Annotated in this window: 16 protein-coding genes; 10 read left to right on the forward strand and 6 right to left on the reverse strand. The window is 69.7% G+C overall.

The window, feature by feature from the left end; all coding sequences use genetic code 11:
* Window positions 1-32 precede the first annotated feature (32 nt).
* Together ACZ3I4_RS29010 and ACZ3I4_RS29015 are read right to left on the reverse strand one after the other, a co-directional pair.
* Window positions 33-437 (reverse strand): GntR family transcriptional regulator, encoded by a 405-nt coding sequence (locus ACZ3I4_RS29010; RefSeq protein WP_465385191.1) that lies wholly within the window; start codon window positions 435-437, stop codon window positions 33-35.
* A 476-nt stretch (window positions 438-913) separates the two neighbouring features.
* Window positions 914-1,156: a hypothetical protein gene (locus ACZ3I4_RS29015; protein ID WP_465385192.1), complete on the reverse strand. Its 243-nt coding sequence runs from the start codon at window positions 1,154-1,156 to the stop codon at window positions 914-916.
* Window positions 1,157-2,355: 1,199 nt separating this feature from the next.
* Between ACZ3I4_RS29015 and ACZ3I4_RS29020 the strand changes: the two genes are divergently transcribed.
* Window positions 2,356-2,541, forward strand: a complete 186-nt coding sequence (locus ACZ3I4_RS29020) for a DNA-binding protein (protein WP_215784742.1) — start codon at window positions 2,356-2,358, stop codon at window positions 2,539-2,541.
* A gap of 88 nt (window positions 2,542-2,629) precedes the next feature.
* Here ACZ3I4_RS29020 and dprA read toward each other — a convergent pair whose 3' ends face one another.
* Genes dprA through ACZ3I4_RS29035 form a run of 3 tightly spaced genes read right to left on the reverse strand, consistent with a single transcriptional unit; the run spans window position 2,630 to window position 5,718 of the window.
* Window positions 2,630-3,838, reverse strand: coding sequence for a DNA-processing protein DprA (dprA, locus tag ACZ3I4_RS29025; RefSeq protein ID WP_465385193.1), 1,209 nt, complete (start codon window positions 3,836-3,838; stop codon window positions 2,630-2,632).
* The gene (locus tag ACZ3I4_RS29030; protein WP_465385194.1) at window positions 3,831-5,357 is read right to left on the reverse strand and encodes a YifB family Mg chelatase-like AAA ATPase; all 1,527 of its coding nucleotides are present in this window, start codon (window positions 5,355-5,357) and stop codon (window positions 3,831-3,833) included. The genes dprA and ACZ3I4_RS29030 overlap by 8 nt, the downstream gene beginning before the upstream one ends.
* Window position 5,358: 1 nt before the next feature.
* The gene (locus tag ACZ3I4_RS29035) at window positions 5,359-5,718 is read right to left on the reverse strand and encodes a YraN family protein (protein ID WP_465385373.1); all 360 of its coding nucleotides are present in this window, start codon (window positions 5,716-5,718) and stop codon (window positions 5,359-5,361) included.
* 155 nt (window positions 5,719-5,873) lie between these two features.
* On the opposite strand from ACZ3I4_RS29035, the gene ACZ3I4_RS29040 reads away from it, so the two are divergent.
* From ACZ3I4_RS29040 to ACZ3I4_RS29075, 8 genes are all read left to right on the forward strand, one after another.
* The gene (locus tag ACZ3I4_RS29040; protein WP_465385195.1) at window positions 5,874-6,563 is read left to right on the forward strand and encodes a hypothetical protein; all 690 of its coding nucleotides are present in this window, start codon (window positions 5,874-5,876) and stop codon (window positions 6,561-6,563) included.
* A 210-nt stretch (window positions 6,564-6,773) separates the two neighbouring features.
* On the forward strand, window positions 6,774-7,715 hold the full coding sequence (rpsB, locus tag ACZ3I4_RS29045; RefSeq protein ID WP_465385196.1) for a 30S ribosomal protein S2: 942 nt from the start codon (window positions 6,774-6,776) through the stop codon (window positions 7,713-7,715).
* 32 nt (window positions 7,716-7,747) lie between these two features.
* Entirely contained in the window at window positions 7,748-8,578 is an 831-nt protein-coding gene (gene tsf / locus ACZ3I4_RS29050) for a translation elongation factor Ts (RefSeq protein WP_465385197.1), read from the forward strand.
* Window positions 8,579-8,679: 101 nt separating this feature from the next.
* Window positions 8,680-9,441: a UMP kinase gene (gene pyrH, locus ACZ3I4_RS29055; RefSeq protein ID WP_465385198.1), complete on the forward strand. Its 762-nt coding sequence runs from the start codon at window positions 8,680-8,682 to the stop codon at window positions 9,439-9,441.
* A 54-nt stretch (window positions 9,442-9,495) separates the two neighbouring features.
* Window positions 9,496-10,053 (forward strand): ribosome recycling factor, encoded by a 558-nt coding sequence (frr, locus tag ACZ3I4_RS29060; RefSeq protein ID WP_465385199.1) that lies wholly within the window; start codon window positions 9,496-9,498, stop codon window positions 10,051-10,053.
* Window positions 10,053-11,048 (forward strand): phosphatidate cytidylyltransferase, encoded by a 996-nt coding sequence (locus ACZ3I4_RS29065; protein WP_465385200.1) that lies wholly within the window; start codon window positions 10,053-10,055, stop codon window positions 11,046-11,048. The genes frr and ACZ3I4_RS29065 overlap by 1 nt, the downstream gene beginning before the upstream one ends.
* A 40-nt stretch (window positions 11,049-11,088) precedes the next feature.
* The gene (gene rlmN, locus ACZ3I4_RS29070) at window positions 11,089-12,267 is read left to right on the forward strand and encodes a dual-specificity RNA methyltransferase RlmN (RefSeq protein WP_465385201.1); all 1,179 of its coding nucleotides are present in this window, start codon (window positions 11,089-11,091) and stop codon (window positions 12,265-12,267) included.
* A gap of 37 nt (window positions 12,268-12,304) precedes the next feature.
* Entirely contained in the window at window positions 12,305-13,447 is a 1,143-nt protein-coding gene (locus tag ACZ3I4_RS29075) for a DivIVA domain-containing protein (protein WP_465385202.1), read from the forward strand.
* Between the two features lie 47 nt (window positions 13,448-13,494).
* Here the strand turns inward: ACZ3I4_RS29075 and ACZ3I4_RS29080 are convergent, their stop codons facing one another.
* Window positions 13,495-13,728, reverse strand: coding sequence for a DUF2631 domain-containing protein (locus tag ACZ3I4_RS29080; protein ID WP_465385203.1), 234 nt, complete (start codon window positions 13,726-13,728; stop codon window positions 13,495-13,497).
* Between the two features lie 126 nt (window positions 13,729-13,854).
* On the opposite strand from ACZ3I4_RS29080, the gene ACZ3I4_RS29085 reads away from it, so the two are divergent.
* Entirely contained in the window at window positions 13,855-15,420 is a 1,566-nt protein-coding gene (locus tag ACZ3I4_RS29085; protein WP_465385204.1) for a Rieske 2Fe-2S domain-containing protein, read from the forward strand.
* The last annotated feature ends 110 nt before the right edge of the window (window positions 15,421-15,530 follow it).

Consider the following 15,530-nt stretch of genomic DNA (forward strand, 5'->3'; position numbering starts at 1 on the left):
GCTTTGGCCCGCGGATCGGCCTCCGTGGTTTCCTACGGACGAGTGAGCTGAACCCGGTCGGCCGGGTGGACGGTCTCGGTGCCGTCGGTGGCGGTCACGACGAGAACGGGGACGCCCTCACCGAGGCGGTACTTGCGGCGCTCGGCATCCGTGGGCATGCGGGCACCGGCGCGTTCGCCACGGGCCAGCGCAATCAGCTCCGTAGGCTCGGGCACCCGCACGAAGGTGCCGCGCGGCCGGTCGACAGTCACCAGACCCTCGGTGCGGAGCTGCCCGATCGCCTGCCGGACGGTGGTGCGGCTGATGCCATATTCCTGCGCGAGACGCAGTTCGCTGGGCAGCGGCTCCCCGGGCCCCAGCTCGCCCGACTCGATCTGATTGCGCAGCAGGTCAGCCAGCTGGCGAAAGACCGCACGGTCCGCGGACGGATCGATCATGGTGCCCATCTTACGTGACCACGATGCTCCATCGGATTGTACGTATGAAGCCATGTAGGTATGATAGTCCTTGCCGCACTGAGAAGGCTGAGACTTGATCGGGCGGCTGGGCGGGCGGCAGCCAAAGCCGCGAAACGAGGTGCGTCAGCACCCACGGGACGGTCTAGCCGTCGCCCGTTCTTCCGCTCCTCCGGAGCGCACCCACCACTCCCGACCGCACAAACCGTGACAGCCAAGCCCCGATCCCGATCCCGATCCCGATCCCGTCCGGGACGAGCAGTCGGGCGAGTCCAAAGAGGACCGCGCGGATGCTGAGCTTCAACGCGCGGTCTGAAAGCCGGCTTCTGCACGGCTCCCGGCTCGATCCTGGAACAGCACGCGGACCCGGCACAGGCGAAACTCCGCCGTATCCTCTCGCCAGCCATGAGCTGCCCGCCGCAGAGTTCCCGACCGGCTGCGAGGCGGCTGCCGGATCGTCAGGCTGCGATCACCTTCGGCTGCGTCGGTTTTGATTGGCCGGCGCGACCCTGAGGAGCCGGGTCGTCCGGAACGATGGCAGCCCTGCGCGCCCAGGCCAGGAAGCGTTCGAAGAGGTTCGCAGGCGCGAGATGCCCGGTGGCCACCGAGTCGCCGAGCGCGTCGTACATCTGAGCGGTCATATAGACGATCAGCACCGACGGAAAACCCTGGAACTCCTGAAGTAACTTCTCCTTCGCCACCCGGCACGGCCACGGGTCCCCGCAGACCAGGCAGTCCCATCCGGGCCTGGCGTTCAAATGGCCCGGTGCCGAAACCCCCACAGGCGGCCGGGCCTCGAGCGGCGTGGACTCCTGTGGACTTCCGGAAGCCCCCGCCTCTTCGGACCGGTCGGATCTCCGGGAACCGCTCGACCCGGCGCCCCGCGGATCAGGCAGGTCCGGCCGGCCGGAGTCCCGGGAACGGCTCGACGCGGAGCCCCGCGGATCGGGCGAACCCGGCCGGTCGGATCTCCGGGAACGGCTCGGTGCGGCGCCCCGCGGATCGGGCGGGTCCGGCGGCGGTTCTGTGGTGGTCATAACGGTTCCCCCAAAGTGCCCGGTTCCGGGCGATGGCGCCGCCCAGCCGCGCCGTGATCGAGCGCGTCGGCTCACCACGCCGGGGACCCGGCGAGCGGATGCCGTACGCCGATCGGTTACAAGTGAGTCCAGGAGCCACCTGGATCTCGACTTGTCGGAGCGGAAACGGCCGACGATTCCGGCCTTTTGCCGAAGTTGGTTCTAGCTCTGCCTCTGATGCGCAAGTCCGGATGTCGAGGCGCCTGGCGGTAACTTGCAGTCACCGATTCGCGGCCTTCGCAGAATGTTCTCGCTGCAGCGCATCGCTCCTCGCGGGGCAGTGCGGGGCCGGGTAGCTCGGCCGCCGTCGGTAGACACGGGCCGACGACGGCCGCCCCCGTTTGCATGGTGGCCTTGGAGTTCAACCGAAAGCACCGGGCTGCTGCCGCCCGACGGCATCTGGGGTCTCCGCGCCGGAGAGTGGGGGCCGTCGGGCGGGCAGCGCGACAGGGACGTGAGTTCACTCTCTGTCATGCCCGGTCTCATGAGTTCTGCGTGGCTGTACCTCCTTTCCGTCGCGGGGGCTTGTGAGGGCGGGGAAAGGTCTGGCCGGAGGAAGGCGCCGCGGGGAGGGAAGGGGAGCGGCGCCGCGGGGACGAGGGCGTCGATGCACGGAGCGGCCAGGCCGCAGCTGCACCGGCGCCAGAGTGACCGCCACGTGCGTCGATGGAACGGGCCGACAGGCACGAGCGGGATAGTCTGGCGACGCCTAGTCATGGGAACAGTGTAGATGACATACGACTAGCTGTCTCCTATCAACTTGATGATTGACTAATAGTCTCGCGCCTACGGTCGATCATGTGGCAGCGAAACCGATCAGGCTCATGGGGGCGCACGAGATCCGCATCCGTCTGGGTGGGGTGAGCCGGCAGCGTGCGTACCAGATCACCAGTCGCGCCGACTTTCCCAAGCCCGTCGCCGACCTCGCCCAGGGCAAGGTGTGGGCGACCGACGACGTCGAGGCGTGGATGAAGGTGCACCGCCGCGATCTGGACGACTCCGAGGACTGACCCGGCCGAGCGCCGGAGGGGCACGACAGCGAGGGTGACCGGGAGGCGCCCGCCATCGTGCTGCGCAAAGGAGAAACGGGAACACGGTTCACCGGCCGTTCCGGCCCAGGGCCACACCGGTGCCGCGCCGTTCGATCAGGCCGGTCAGCTCCAGCAACGACAGCCGCCGCAGCACGAGCCGTAACGACAGGCCGGCGCGGACGGCGAGCTCCTCGGGCGTGACCGTTCCCCGCCGCGGCACGGACTCCAGGATCACCGCCGACTCCTCGTCGAGCGCGTCCCGCCGATGTTCCGGCCCGCGCGGCACGGCGCCCTGGTATTCGCCGATCCGGCCCACCGTCTCGAGCACGTCCGCCAGCCCGGTGACCAGGGTCGCGTCGGGCCGGGAGCGCAGCAGCTCGTGGCATCCGACCGACATGGCCGACGTGATCGGCCCGGGCACGACCATCGCCGGCCGCCCCAGCGCAAGCACCCGCCCCATCGTCTGGATCGCGCCACTGCGCGCGGCCGCCTCGACCAGCACCGTCCCGGCGGTGGCGGCCGCGATCACCCGGTTGCGGATCAGGAACCGATGCTTGAGCGGCTCCGACCCCGGCGGCCATTCGCTGATCAGCAGGCCCGTCTCGGCGATCTGCTCGAACATCGCCGAGTTGCCCATCGGATAGGGCCGATCCACCCCGCAGGCGAGGACGGCCACCGTACGACCACCGGCCGCCAGCGCCGCCCGATGAGCCGCCGCATCGATCCCGAACGCGCCGCCCGACACCACCGCCCAGCCGTTCTCGGCCAGCCCGTACGCGATCTCGTGGGTCGCATGAACGCCGTAGCTGGACGCCGCCCGGGCTCCCACCACCGCGACCGACCGGTCGAGCGTCTCGCCCAGCGGCCCGTCCCCGCGAACCCAGAAGCACAACGGCGGCCGTACGTCCTGGTTGACGCGTTGCGTTCCCTCGAGCGTCAGGGTGGCCAGCGACGTCACCCGCGTCGGCCAGTCCTCGTCCGACGGCACGACAATGCGCGCGCCCAGCCGTTCGGCCCGGCGCAACGTCAGCTCGGCCAGCCGCCGCGGATCCAGGTGGGCCGCCTTCGCCTTGGCCGCCGCCCGCAGCGACTTGTCGGGCACGTCACCACCGAGCAATCGGGCCAGGGCCGCCTCGGCGCCGCTCTCTTCCACAAGCGACCAGACCGCCCGGTTCCCCGGCTCGGCCAGCCAGGTCAGGGCCACCCGCGCAGCCCGGTCGGCGTCGCCGGGCGACAGCGCGGGCGAGCCGGGGGAGGAGGAGAAGAGATCACCCACGGCGATCACCCATGCGCAGCTGGATGGCCTCGTTGACCTCGGACCGGGCCGGGCGCTCCCGGCCGTCCAAGTCGGAAATTGTCCAGGCCAAGCGAAGCACCCGATCAAAGCCGCGCGCCGACAGCAGGCCTTTGTCGAGCGACGCCCGCAGCACGTCGGTGTCGGCGCCCGGCAGGCGCCACGGCGTGCGCCGGAGGACCGGCCCGGGCACCTCGGCGTTGACCCGCCATCCGCCGCGCGACGACCATCGGGCCGCCGCTGCGGCCCGCGCCGTGGACACCCGGCTCGCGACCTCGGCCGACGACGTCGCCGAGGTGGTCGCCGTGGTCAACTGGGCGGCGGTCAGCGGCGCGAGCGTCAGCCGGATGTCGATCCGGTCGAGCAACGGCCCGGACAGTTTGGCCACGTATCGCCGCCGCACGGCCGGTGGGCAGGTGCAGTACTGATCACCGGCCGGACTCGCACACGGGCAGGGGTTGGCCGCCAGCACGAGTTGGACGCGGGCCGGGAATTCGGTCGTGCCCCGCGCCCGGGCCAGCACGATCCGTCCGGTCTCCAGCGGTTGCCGCAACGCCTGCAGGGTGGCCGTCGGGATCTCGGCCGCCTCGTCCAGGAAGAGAACGCCCCGGTGGGCGAGCGACAACGCCCCCGGCCGGGCCAGTCCGCTCCCTCCGCCGACGATCGCCGCGGCCGAAGCGGTGTGATGGGGCGCCTGGTAGGGCGGCCGCCGCACCAGCCGCCCGTCCGGTGGCAGCACCCCGGCGATCGACTGCAACGCCGTCACCTCGAGCGCCGCCTCGTCGTCGAGTTCGGGCAGGATCGACGGTAAGCGTTCGGCCAGCATCGTCTTGCCCGCACCGGGCGGCCCGAACAGCGCCAGGTGATGCCCGCCCGCGGCCGCCACCTCCAGCCCGTACCGGCCCATCTCCTGCCCGGCCACGTCGGCCAGGTCGGGACCCGAGGGCGGCGGCCCCGGCTCCGTCGGTGGCGGGTCGAGAAGTTCCCCGTGGCCGCGCACGAAGTCGACGAGCCGGCGCAGGCTGTCGACGGCACGGACGGTCACCCCCGGCACCACGGTGGCCTCCCGCGCGTTGGCCAGCGGCACGATCACCTGAGTCAGCCCGGCCGGAACCGCCGCGGCCACCATCGGCAGCACCCCGCGGACCGCCCGGACCTGGCCGTCGAGCCCGAGTTCGCCGAGCACCACCACCTTGTCGAGCGCGTCCAGCGGCAGCTCTCCCGCGCTGGCCAGCAGCGCTGCCGCGATAGCGAGATCGAAGCCGCTGCCGTGTTTGGGCAGCGCGGCCGGCAGCAGGTTCACCGTGATCCGCCGGTTGGGCCACGACTGGCCCGAGTTGACCACGGCCGCACGCACCCGGTCGCGGGCCTCGTGCAGGGCGGTGTCGGGCAGCCCGGTCAGCGTGACCACGGGCAGTCCCTGGGACAGGTCGGCCTCGACCTCGACCACGTGCCCGGTCACGCCGAGCAGGCCGACGCACAGCACCCGCGCGTATCCCATGTCAGAACGCCGCGCGAATGTGCGTGATCTGGTCGCCGCCACGGGGCCGGGGCAGCACCTCGACCACGTCGAAGCGGACCTCCCGGGGGCGTATGCCCGCCTCGGACAGCCATCGGAGCGCGAGATGCCGCAGCTTGCGCACCTTGTGATAGGTCACCGCGGCCGACGGCGGGCCGAACCGGTCGCTGCGGCGGGTCTTCACCTCGCAGAACACGATGTCCTCGCCGTCGCGCAGCACGAGGTCGACCTCGCCGTCGGCGCAGCGCCAGTTCCGGTTGAGGACCACGAGCCCTTGCTCCTGGAGGTGCTGGGCCGCGACCATCTCGCCGTACGCGCCCACCGCTCGCCTTTGCGTCGTCATGCCGGACAACCTGGCCCGGACGAGCGCGGCGCGCATCCCGCCCACCCCAAGATCTGTGGACAGAGCGCAACTGTGGAAAACCGCTGTGTCACCGTCCAGGTGTGTTATGGGGCCAGCGGTGGCATTCACGCCCGTAGTCACTTAAGTTGCGCATCGTGGAAGGACGCCGTTACGCCGAGGAGCCCGAGCCCAGCTGGTATTCCGGGCCGGGTCAGTACTCACGATCGACCGACTCCGACGTGTCGGGCTCGATCCCGGTCGCCAACCCGTACGACTCGGGCATCCACGAGCGACCGAGCGGCGCGTTCCGGCTGCCGGAGCAGCGTCCGTCCGCGCCCCCGTACGCGTCTCCCGACCCGGTCACGTCGAGCGGCAGCCACGCCCGCCTGTCCGAGCCCGAGCCCCGCCTTCCGGTCCGCGGCCCGGAGTACCCGACGATCCAGCCCACGAGCGCGGCGGCCGAGCCCACCGCCCTCGTCCCTCCGGTGCCGGGCCGGAAGGTGACGGAGCGGCCGGTCGCGGACAGGCCGGTGACCGAGCGTCGCGCGGAGAGCGTCTATCAGTCCAAGCGCCCGATGACGTCCTTCGTGATCGCGATCGTCACGGCCGTCCTGATGATCCCGGTCGTGCGGTTGCTGATCGACGCGACGTTCACCGGTGATCCGGCCGCCGGCGCCATCGTTCCCGCCGTTCTTCTCACGCTCGGCTTCACGCTCACCGGGATCGGGCTGTTCGCTCTGGCGCGGGTGGGCCCGATCACGCGCGAGACCTGGCTGCGGCCTCCGGTGGCGTACCTCCCGGCCGGTTTGATCTTGCTCTTGGCCGCCGGGCTGGCTGCCGCGTAAGGGCAGTCCGACGCTTGGCGTATGCTGGTTGACGGCGACCGCCTCGTGCGGTCGACCTCGCGTGCCCTCTGCAAGGTCCTTTTGACGGGGCCTGCAGCGACGGCCCTCCCTGGTCTCGATCATCTCGGGTCCGACTGTGGCCGGCGACCGGGCACCAGGACGCTCACCGCCGGTGAGGGTGTCAACCAGGGATCCATAGGAGTAATCACCATGGCCGTCGTGACCATGCGTCAGCTGCTGGAAAGCGGTGTCCACTTCGGGCACCAGACCCGGCGCTGGAACCCGAAGATGAAGCGCTTCATCTTCACCGAGCGTAACGGCATCTACATCATCGACCTGCGCCAGACGCTCGATTACATCGAGAAGGCGTACGCCTACGTGCGGGACACCGTCGCCGAGGGTGGCCACATCCTCTTCGTCGGCACCAAGAAGCAGGCGCAGGAGGCCATCGCCGAGCAGGCGACGCGGGTCGGTCAGCCGTACGTGAACCACCGCTGGCTGGGCGGCATGCTCACCAACTTCCAGACGGTTTACAAGCGTCTTCAGCGCATGAAGGAGCTCGAGGCTCTGGGTGACCTGACCGGCACCGCCGCCGGGTACACCAAGAAGGAGACCCTCCAGCTCTACCGCGAGAAGACCAAGCTCACCAAGACCCTCGGTGGCCTTCGTGACATGACCAAGACGCCGTCGGCGATCTGGGTCGTGGACACCAAGAAGGAGCACATCGCCGTCGACGAGGCCCGCAAGCTGGGCATTCCGGTCATCGCGGTGCTGGACACCAACTGCGACCCGGACGAGGTCGACTTCCCGATCCCGGGCAACGACGACGCGATCCGTTCCGCCGAGCTGCTCACCAAGGTCATCGCCGCGGCGGTCGCCGACGGTCTGATCGCCCGCTCCGGCCGTGGCCGTGGCGGCGCCGACGAGAAGCCCGAGCCGGGCACCGTCGCCGCCGGCGAGCCGCTGCCCGAGTGGGAGCGCGACCTCTACGAGGGCGCCGAGAAGAAGGCCGACGACGCTCCCGCTGCTGAGGCTCCCGCTGCTGAGGCCCCGGCTGCTGAGGCCCCCGCCGCTGAGGCTCCCGCAGCTGCCGCCGCCGAGGCCCCGGCCGCCGAGCCGGTTCCGGCCGCCGCAGCAGCACCCGCCGAGTAAGTCACCGACGAACCTGACATCGAGAGAGAGTCATGGCTAACTACACCGCCGCGGACGTGAAGAAGCTCCGCGATCTGACCGGTGCCGGCATGATGGACTGCAAGAAGGCGCTCGAGGAGGCGGCCGGCGAGTTCGACCAGGCCGTCGAGTTCCTGCGCATCAAGGGTGCCAAGGACGTCGGCAAGCGCGCCGGTCGCACCGCCGCCAACGGCATCGTCGCCCACTCGGGCAACGCGTTGCTCGAGCTGAACTGCGAGACCGACTTCGTCGCCAAGACCCCCGACTTCGTCGCGCTGGGTCAGCAGCTGGTCGAGTTCGGCGAGCAGAACAAGGTTGCCGACGCCGCCGGGCTGCTGGCCGCCACGCTGCCGGACGGCAAGACCGTCGCCGACACGATCCAGGAGTACTCCGCGAAGATCGGCGAGAAGATCGTCGTGAACCGCTTCGTGGTCGTCGACGGCACCGTCGCGGTCTACCTCCACCGCAAGGCCCAGGACCTGCCGCCGCAGGTCGGTGTCCTGGTGGAGTACACCGGCAAGTCGGACGAGGCGGCCGACGCGGACGCCCGCGGCATCGGCATGCAGATCGCCGCCATGCGCCCGCGCTTCCTCAACCGCGAGGAGGTGCCGGCCGACGTTGTCGAGTCCGAGCGCCGCATCGCCGAGGAGACGGCCAAGGAAGAGGGCAAGCCCGAGAAGGCCCTGCCCAAGATCGTCGAGGGCCGGGTGAACTCCTTCTTCAAGGACTTCGTCCTCCTCGAGCAGTCGTCGGTCGTCGACAACAAGAAGACCGTCAAGCAGATCGCCGACGAGGCCGGGCTGACCATCACCCGCTTCGTCCGGTTCGAGGTCGGCCAGGAGTAAGCGGCCGCCGCTGGAGGCAAGGGAGGCCGGGTACGCGATTCTGCGTCCGGCCTCCTTCTCCCATAAGGTCTCTCTGAGTGTTCTAAGGGAAGGCGGGTCTCATGACGATGGTGACCGAGCAGGCAAGTCCGGTTGGCAGTCCGATCCCGCCATCCGCGCGGCCCCGCAGGGTCGTGCTGAAGCTCTCCGGTGAGGTGTTCGGCGGCGGCGCGGTCGGCGTCGACCCCGACATCGTGCAGGGCATCGCCCGGCAGATCGCGACCGTGATCCGCCGCGGCATCCAGGTCGCCGTCGTCGTCGGTGGCGGCAACTTCTTCCGCGGCGCCGAGCTGCAGAAGCGCGGCATGGACCGCAACCGCGCCGACTACATGGGCATGCTCGGCACGGTCATGAACGGCCTCGCCCTGCAGGACTTCCTCGAGAAGGAGGGCATCGAGACGCGGGTGCAGACCGCGATCACGATGGCCCAGGTCGCCGAGCCCTACATCCCGCTGCGCGCCATCCGGCACCTCGAGAAGGGCCGCTGCGTCATCTTCGGCGCGGGCGCCGGCATGCCCTACTTCTCCACCGACACCGTCACCGCCCAGCGCGCCCTCGAGATCCACGCGGATGTCGTGCTGATGAGCAAGAACGGTGTCGACGGCGTCTACACCGCCGACCCCCGCGTCGACCCCGACGCCAAGAAGCTCGACCGCCTCACCTTCTCCGACGTCATCCAGCAGGGTCTGCGGGTCGCCGACCAGGCCGCCTTCAGCCTCTGCGAGGAGAACGACCTGCCCATGCTGGTCTTCGGCGCCCAGGGCGACGACACCATCGTCCGCGCGGTCAGCGGCGAGAAGATCGGCACGCTGATCACCGCCTGACTCCGTCCACACGTCCCCGCACCACCGAAGAAAGCAAGGAGGCGAGAAGAGCCGGTGATCGACGAGACCCTCTTCGAGGCCGAAGAAAAGATGGAGAGCGCGGTCGAGCACGCCAAGGAGGAGTTCGCCGCGATCCGCACCGGGCGGGCCACCCCGGCCATGTTCTCCAAGATTGTGGTCGACTACTACGGCGCGCCCACACCGGTGACGCAGATGGCCTCGGTCGGTGTTCCGGAGCCGCGCATGGTCATCGTGAAGCCGTATGACGCGTCGCAGCTCGGCGCGATCGAGCGGGCGATCCGCGATTCGGACCTCGGGGTCAACCCCAACAACGAGGGCACCCAGCTGCGCATCCACCTGCCGCAGATGACCGAGGAGCGCCGCCGCGACATGATCAAGGTCGCGCGCAGCAAGGCGGAGGAGAGCCGGGTCGCGATCCGGAACGTCCGCCGCAAGGCCAAGGAGCAGCTCGACCGCCTGGTCAAGGACGGCGAGGCCGGCGAGGACGACGGCCGCCGCGCCGAGAAGGAGCTCGACGACACGACGCACAAGTACGTGTCCGTCGTCGACGAGCTCCTCAAGCACAAGGAAGCCGAGTTGCTCGAAGTCTGATGTCCTACCTCGATCCGCGTGCCGGGCGTAGCGCCGGCGACGACCCGAGCGTGCCGGCGCCGTACGCCTATGGCTCCGGCGACAACGGCACCCAGGCGCAGCCGGCCTGGCACGCGGGCGAGGACATCCTTCCCACGACCGAAGAGAAGCCGCAACTGGGGCGAAGGCGCGCGAAAGGCCGGGCCGGGCGCAACCTGCCCGCCGCGATCGGCGTCGGCGTCGGCCTGATCCTGGTTGTTCTGGGCTCCCTGGTGTTCTGGCCCGACGCTTTCCTCGGCGTCATCGCCCTGGCCTCCGCGGTCGGCGTATACGAAATGGTCCGTGCCCTGCGCGCCACCGGGGCCGACGCCCCGCTGATCCCGCTGATCGCCGGTTCCGTGCTGATGGTCGGCCTGGCCTGGCACGACGGCCCCGACGCGCTGCTGCTGGGCCTGGTAGTGACGATCGCCGCATCGGTGATCTGGCGCATAGCCGACGGCGCGGCCGCATTCCGCCGCGACCTCGTGGCCAGCGTCATGATCTCGATCTACGTGCCGTTCCTGCTGAGCTTCGGCGTCCTGCTCCAGCTGCCCGACGCCGGCGAGGACGGCCGGTGGCGGGTGCTCTGCACGCTGCTCGCCGTGGTGCTTTCCGACACAGGCGGATATGCGGTCGGCGTCTTCTTCGGCAAGCACAAGATGGCCCCGGCGATCAGCCCCGGCAAGACCTGGGAGGGCTTCGTCGGCTCGATGGCCTCGGCCGCCATCGGCAGCGCCCTGCTTCTGCATTTTCTGCTGGACGTCCCCTGGTATTGGGGCGTGCTGTTCGGCGCGCTCATCTCGGTCGTCGCGGTGGCCGGTGACCTGGCCGAGTCGATGCTCAAGCGCGACCTGGGCCTCAAGGACATGAGCAACCTGCTGCCCGGCCACGGTGGCCTCATGGACCGGCTCGACTCCATCCTGTTCGCCGTGCCCACGGCGTACCTGATCTTTGCGCTGATCGGGGCGAACACGTGATCGGCACGCACACAGGCGAGCGTGCGAGACTGGTTGTGCCATGACGATTCTTCCGGTCATCCCGACCAGCCTCGACCAGCCCGATGCGGTGGCCACCAAGCGCCGTCCGTCGATGCCCCCTCGCCACCTCGCCGACCTCGACCTCGCGGCCCGCAAGGCGGCGGTCACCAGCCTCGGCGAGCCCGCGTTCCGGGCCAAGCAGATCTCCACGCACTACTTCGGCCGCCTCGTGCGCGACGCCGACGCGATGACGGATCTGCCCGCCGCGTCCCGCGCCCGGATCACCAGCGACCTGCTCCCCACGTTGCTCACCCCGGTTCGCGAACTGGCCTGTGACGACGGCGCGACCCGCAAGACGCTGTGGCGGCTGCACGACGGCTCGCTCGTGGAAAGCGTCCTCATGGGCTATCCCGACCGGGTGACGGCGTGCGTCTCGAGCCAGGCCGGCTGCGGCATGGCCTGCCCGTTCTGCGCCACCGGCCAGCAGGGCCTGACCCGCAACCTCTCGATCGCCGAGATCGTCGACCAGGTGGTCTATCTGGCCGGTGTCGCCGCCTCGGGCGCGGTCACCGGTTCACCGCCGCGGCTCTCGCGTGTCGTCTTCATGGGCATGGGCGAGCCCCTGGCCAATTACCCCCGGGTGATCGAGGCTGTGCGCAGGCTCACCACCCCGGCGCCGGAGGGTCTGGGGCTTTCGCAACGGCACATCACCGTCTCCACCGTGGGTCTCGTACCGGCTATCCACCGTTTGACGGCCGAAGACCTCAATGTGACCCTTGCGCTGTCCCTGCATGCCCCCGATGATGATCTGCGCGATGAGCTAGTGCCCGTCAACCAGCGCTGGAAGGTGGCTGAGGTGCTCGACGCCGCGTTCGATTACGCGGCCCGGACCGGACGCCGGATCTCGATCGAGTATGCCCTGATCAGGGACATCAACGATCAGCCCTGGCGAGCCGACCTCCTCGGCAAGCTTCTGCGCGGCAAGCTGGCGCATGTGAATCTCATCCCGCTGAACCCGACACCGGGCAGCAAGTGGGATGCGAGTCCGAAACCGGTCGAGCGCGAGTTCGTCCGCCGGCTGCGCGAAGCCGGAGTGGCGACGACGGTCCGCGATACCCGGGGCCGGGAGATTGACGGCGCCTGTGGCCAACTGGCCGCGGGCGAGCTCACGGAGGCGAGCGCTGGGGGCGCCGCCGCCGACGCGGAGGTGGCACAGTGACTGGGCGCAGGTCCCAGCGAGCGGAGTGGGAGACGTTGTGACGAGTCAGGGGCAACGTTTCCGGCGGCGTGCGCTGCGCCGCGGCTACAAGGTGGACGAGGTCGACGCCTTCCTCGACCGGGTCGAGGCCACCCTCGCCGGCGAGCAGGTGGGTCCGCCCGTCGGTGCGCAGGAGGTGCACGACGTGGTCTTCCGCGTGCGCTTCGGCGGCTACGACGAGTGGCAGGTCGACCTGCACCTGGACCGGGTCGAGCGCCAGCTGGCCGAGCTCGAGGACCGTGGCGGCCGCGGCGCGCCCGCGCCCGACCCGATGCGTGACTCCCTGCGGGGCGGCCTCTCCGCGGCCAAGCCCGGCCTGGGCGCGGCCATGAGCGGCGGCGGTGGCATGGGCGGTCCGGGCATGGGTGGTGGCATGGGCGGCCGGATGGCCCCGCCCACCGAGCGCCTTCCCGCTCCTCCGGTGCGCGACGACCGCTTCCAGCAGCAGCCCCCGCAGCGCGGCCAGATGCCGCCGGACCCGTACGGGCGCTATGACGAGCCGACCGGCTACGGCCAGCCGCAGCAGCCCCAGTTGCCGCAGCGGCCCGCCCCGCCGCCGCCGGCGTACGACCGTGACCCTCGTGACGCTCGTGACGCTCGTGACCCGCGCGGCTACGACCGCGGCGGCTACGACACCGGCAGCTTCGAGCAGCCGCCCAGTGGCTTCGACGGGTTCGAGGCGGGCCGGCACGGCAAGACCGACATGACCGCCGAGATCCGCATGCCGCAGCGCGAGCAGCAGGATCCGCGGGGCGGCTACGGCGGCCCCCCGATGAGTGGTCCGCCCATGGGTGGCCCGCCAATGGGCAACGCCCCGATGAGCGGCCCTCCGATGGGTTACGGCGAGCCGCAGCAGCCTCAGTTGCCCCCGCCGATGGGCGAGCCCGGCGGCGAGCTCTACCGGGTCGACCAGCTGCGGCGCACGTTCCAGCCGCGGCGCTTCGGCAGCGGTTACGACCCGAGCCAGGTCGACCGGCTGTTCGAGGGCATCCTGCAGGCCATGACCGGCCGCGGACCGATGCCGGTGCCGGAAAACGACCTCGACATGCTGCAGTTCGGCCTGGTGCCCGGCGGTTACTTCGAGGCCGAGGTCGACGCCGCGCTGCGCGAGGTCAAGGACATCCTGACCAGACGTCGCTAGATGAGAAAAGGGGCCCCACGAGGGCCCCTTTTCGTGTGGCGCGGGGCCTACTGGTCTTCGGGCTTGAGGCCGTTGCGCCGCAGTACGGTGTCGGCGAGCACGGCGAGAACAAGGCCGGCCGCGAAGAGGACGAGCCAGATGTTCTCGGTGTTGCCCTCGTGGTTGCCCCAGAAGAACATCAGAATGATCGCGGCCGAAATGATCGCCGCGCGTCGGGCCTGCTTCCGGTTGCCCGGCTTGAGCTGGTCGGGGGCATAGACCGGTTCCTGATCGGCAGCCACGCCTGGTCCTTCCTCGAGGGTCCGTCTCGTCCGGATCAGTTTCGCACGACGGCTCCGCGCGCGGCCCACCAACCCGGACCCGGTACCTTCGATGCGGTCGGGTTCATGGATCGAGGGAGTAGAACGGTGCGGATCACGGGCACTGGACACGCGAGCATGCGGATCGACACGGCCGCGGGCAGCATTCTGTGCGATCCCTGGGTCAATCCCGCCTATTTCGCCTCATGGTTCCCTTTCCCTGACAATTCGCTCCTGGATTGGGAAACCCTCGGCGACGTCGACTACCTCTACGTGTCGCACCTGCACCGCGACCACTTCGACGCCGAGCACCTCAAGCGGTTCATCAGCAAGAAGGCGACGGTGCTCCTGCCGGAGTATCCGACCAGCCAGCTCGAGGACGAGCTGCGCGCCCTGGGCTTCACCAGCTTCTTCAAGACCCGGTCGGACGAGGTGCACGAGCTCGACGGCGGTCTCAAGATCATGATTCAGGCGCTGATCAGCCCGACCGACGGCCCGATCGGTGACTCGTCGCTGTGGGTCGAGCACGACGGCGTCCGCGTGCTCAACCAGAACGACGCCCGGCCGACCGACCTGACCCGCTTCAACGAGCTGGGCCACGTCCACGCCCACATGCTGCAGTTCTCCGGCGCGATCTGGTACCCGATGGTCTACGAGCTGCCCGAGGCGGCCAAGACCGCGTTCGGCAAGCAGAAGCGCGACCGCCAGTTCGACCGCACCTGGCGCTACATCGACGACCTGAAGGCCGACCACGTCTTCCCGATCGCCGGCCCGCCGTGCTTCCTCGACGACTCCCTCTGGCAGTTCAACGACATCTTCGGCGACGAGGGCAACATCTTCCCCGACCAGTCCGTCTTCATGGCGGAGTACGCCAAGGTCGGCGGCACCAACGGCATCGTCCTGCTCCCCGGCAGCGAGACCTCCCTCGACGCCGGGGGGAACGCGACGACCACGCACCCGACCGACGTCGACGAGTTCTTCGGCAACAAGCAGGCCCACCTGGAAGAGATGCGGGAGCGCAAGGCCCCCGTCATCGAGGCCGAGAAGGCCTCCTGGCGCCACCCCGAGATCGACGTGCTGGGCGCGCTCAAGAAGCGCATCGAGCCGCTCCTCGAAGAGTCGATCTACATGGCCCAGGGCGTCGGCGGCCCGGTCCGCTTCGACCTGACCGACTCCTTCGGCCCCGACGGCGAGATCCTCGAGTCGATCGTCGTCGACTTCCCCGGCAAGCAGGTCCGCCCCTACGCCGACGAGAAGGTGCGCTACCGCTTCAAGACCGGGCGCGCCCTGATCGAGCACCTCATCCACATCGACGAGGGCGACTGGGTCAACTCCCTGTTCCTGAGCTGCCGCTTCTCTGCCGCCCGCATCGGGCAGTACAACGAATACGTCTACGCGTTCTTCAAGTGCCTCAGCGAGGAGCGCCTGCAATACGCCGAGGGCTGGTACGACGAGCACGAGAAGGCCGTCGAAGCCGAGGACACGGTTCTGGGCGATTGGACCGTCCAGCGCCGCTGCCCGCATCTCAAGGCCGACCTGAGCCGCTTCGGCATCGTCGACGGCAACGTCCTGACGTGCCAGTTGCACGGCTGGAAGTTCGACCTGCCAAGTGGACGTTGTTTGACCAGCGTGGGACACAAGATTCGCGCCGAAAAGACCGAAGCCACCGACTAACTGCCCAAGTCAAGAGCAGATGTCGTAGCGGGGTGGTGGGTGACGGACCGTCGCTCCCGCCGAGGGCCCGGGCGGGGCGAGCAGGGCGCTGGCGCGCCCAGAACGCTCAC

It is taken from the genome of Actinoplanes sp. NPDC021490, assembly GCF_055562135.1.

Excerpts from the sequence above, each read along its gene's own strand:
- rlmN (WP_465385201.1), top strand. The coding sequence starts at position 11,089 with ATGACGATTCTTCCGGTCATCCCGACCAGCCTCGACCAGCCCGATGCG.
- ACZ3I4_RS29035 (WP_465385373.1), bottom strand. The coding sequence starts at position 5,718 with ATGACGACGCAAAGGCGAGCGGTGGGCGCGTACGGCGAGATGGTCGCG.
- ACZ3I4_RS29020 (WP_215784742.1), top strand. The coding sequence starts at position 2,356 with ATGGGGGCGCACGAGATCCGCATCCGTCTGGGTGGGGTGAGCCGGCAG.
- ACZ3I4_RS29030 (WP_465385194.1), bottom strand. The coding sequence starts at position 5,357 with ATGGGATACGCGCGGGTGCTGTGCGTCGGCCTGCTCGGCGTGACCGGG.
- tsf (WP_465385197.1), top strand. The coding sequence starts at position 7,748 with ATGGCTAACTACACCGCCGCGGACGTGAAGAAGCTCCGCGATCTGACC.
- ACZ3I4_RS29065 (WP_465385200.1), top strand. The coding sequence starts at position 10,053 with ATGTCCTACCTCGATCCGCGTGCCGGGCGTAGCGCCGGCGACGACCCG.
- ACZ3I4_RS29010 (WP_465385191.1), bottom strand. The coding sequence starts at position 437 with ATGATCGATCCGTCCGCGGACCGTGCGGTCTTTCGCCAGCTGGCTGAC.
- rpsB (WP_465385196.1), top strand. The coding sequence starts at position 6,774 with ATGGCCGTCGTGACCATGCGTCAGCTGCTGGAAAGCGGTGTCCACTTC.
- pyrH (WP_465385198.1), top strand. The coding sequence starts at position 8,680 with ATGACGATGGTGACCGAGCAGGCAAGTCCGGTTGGCAGTCCGATCCCG.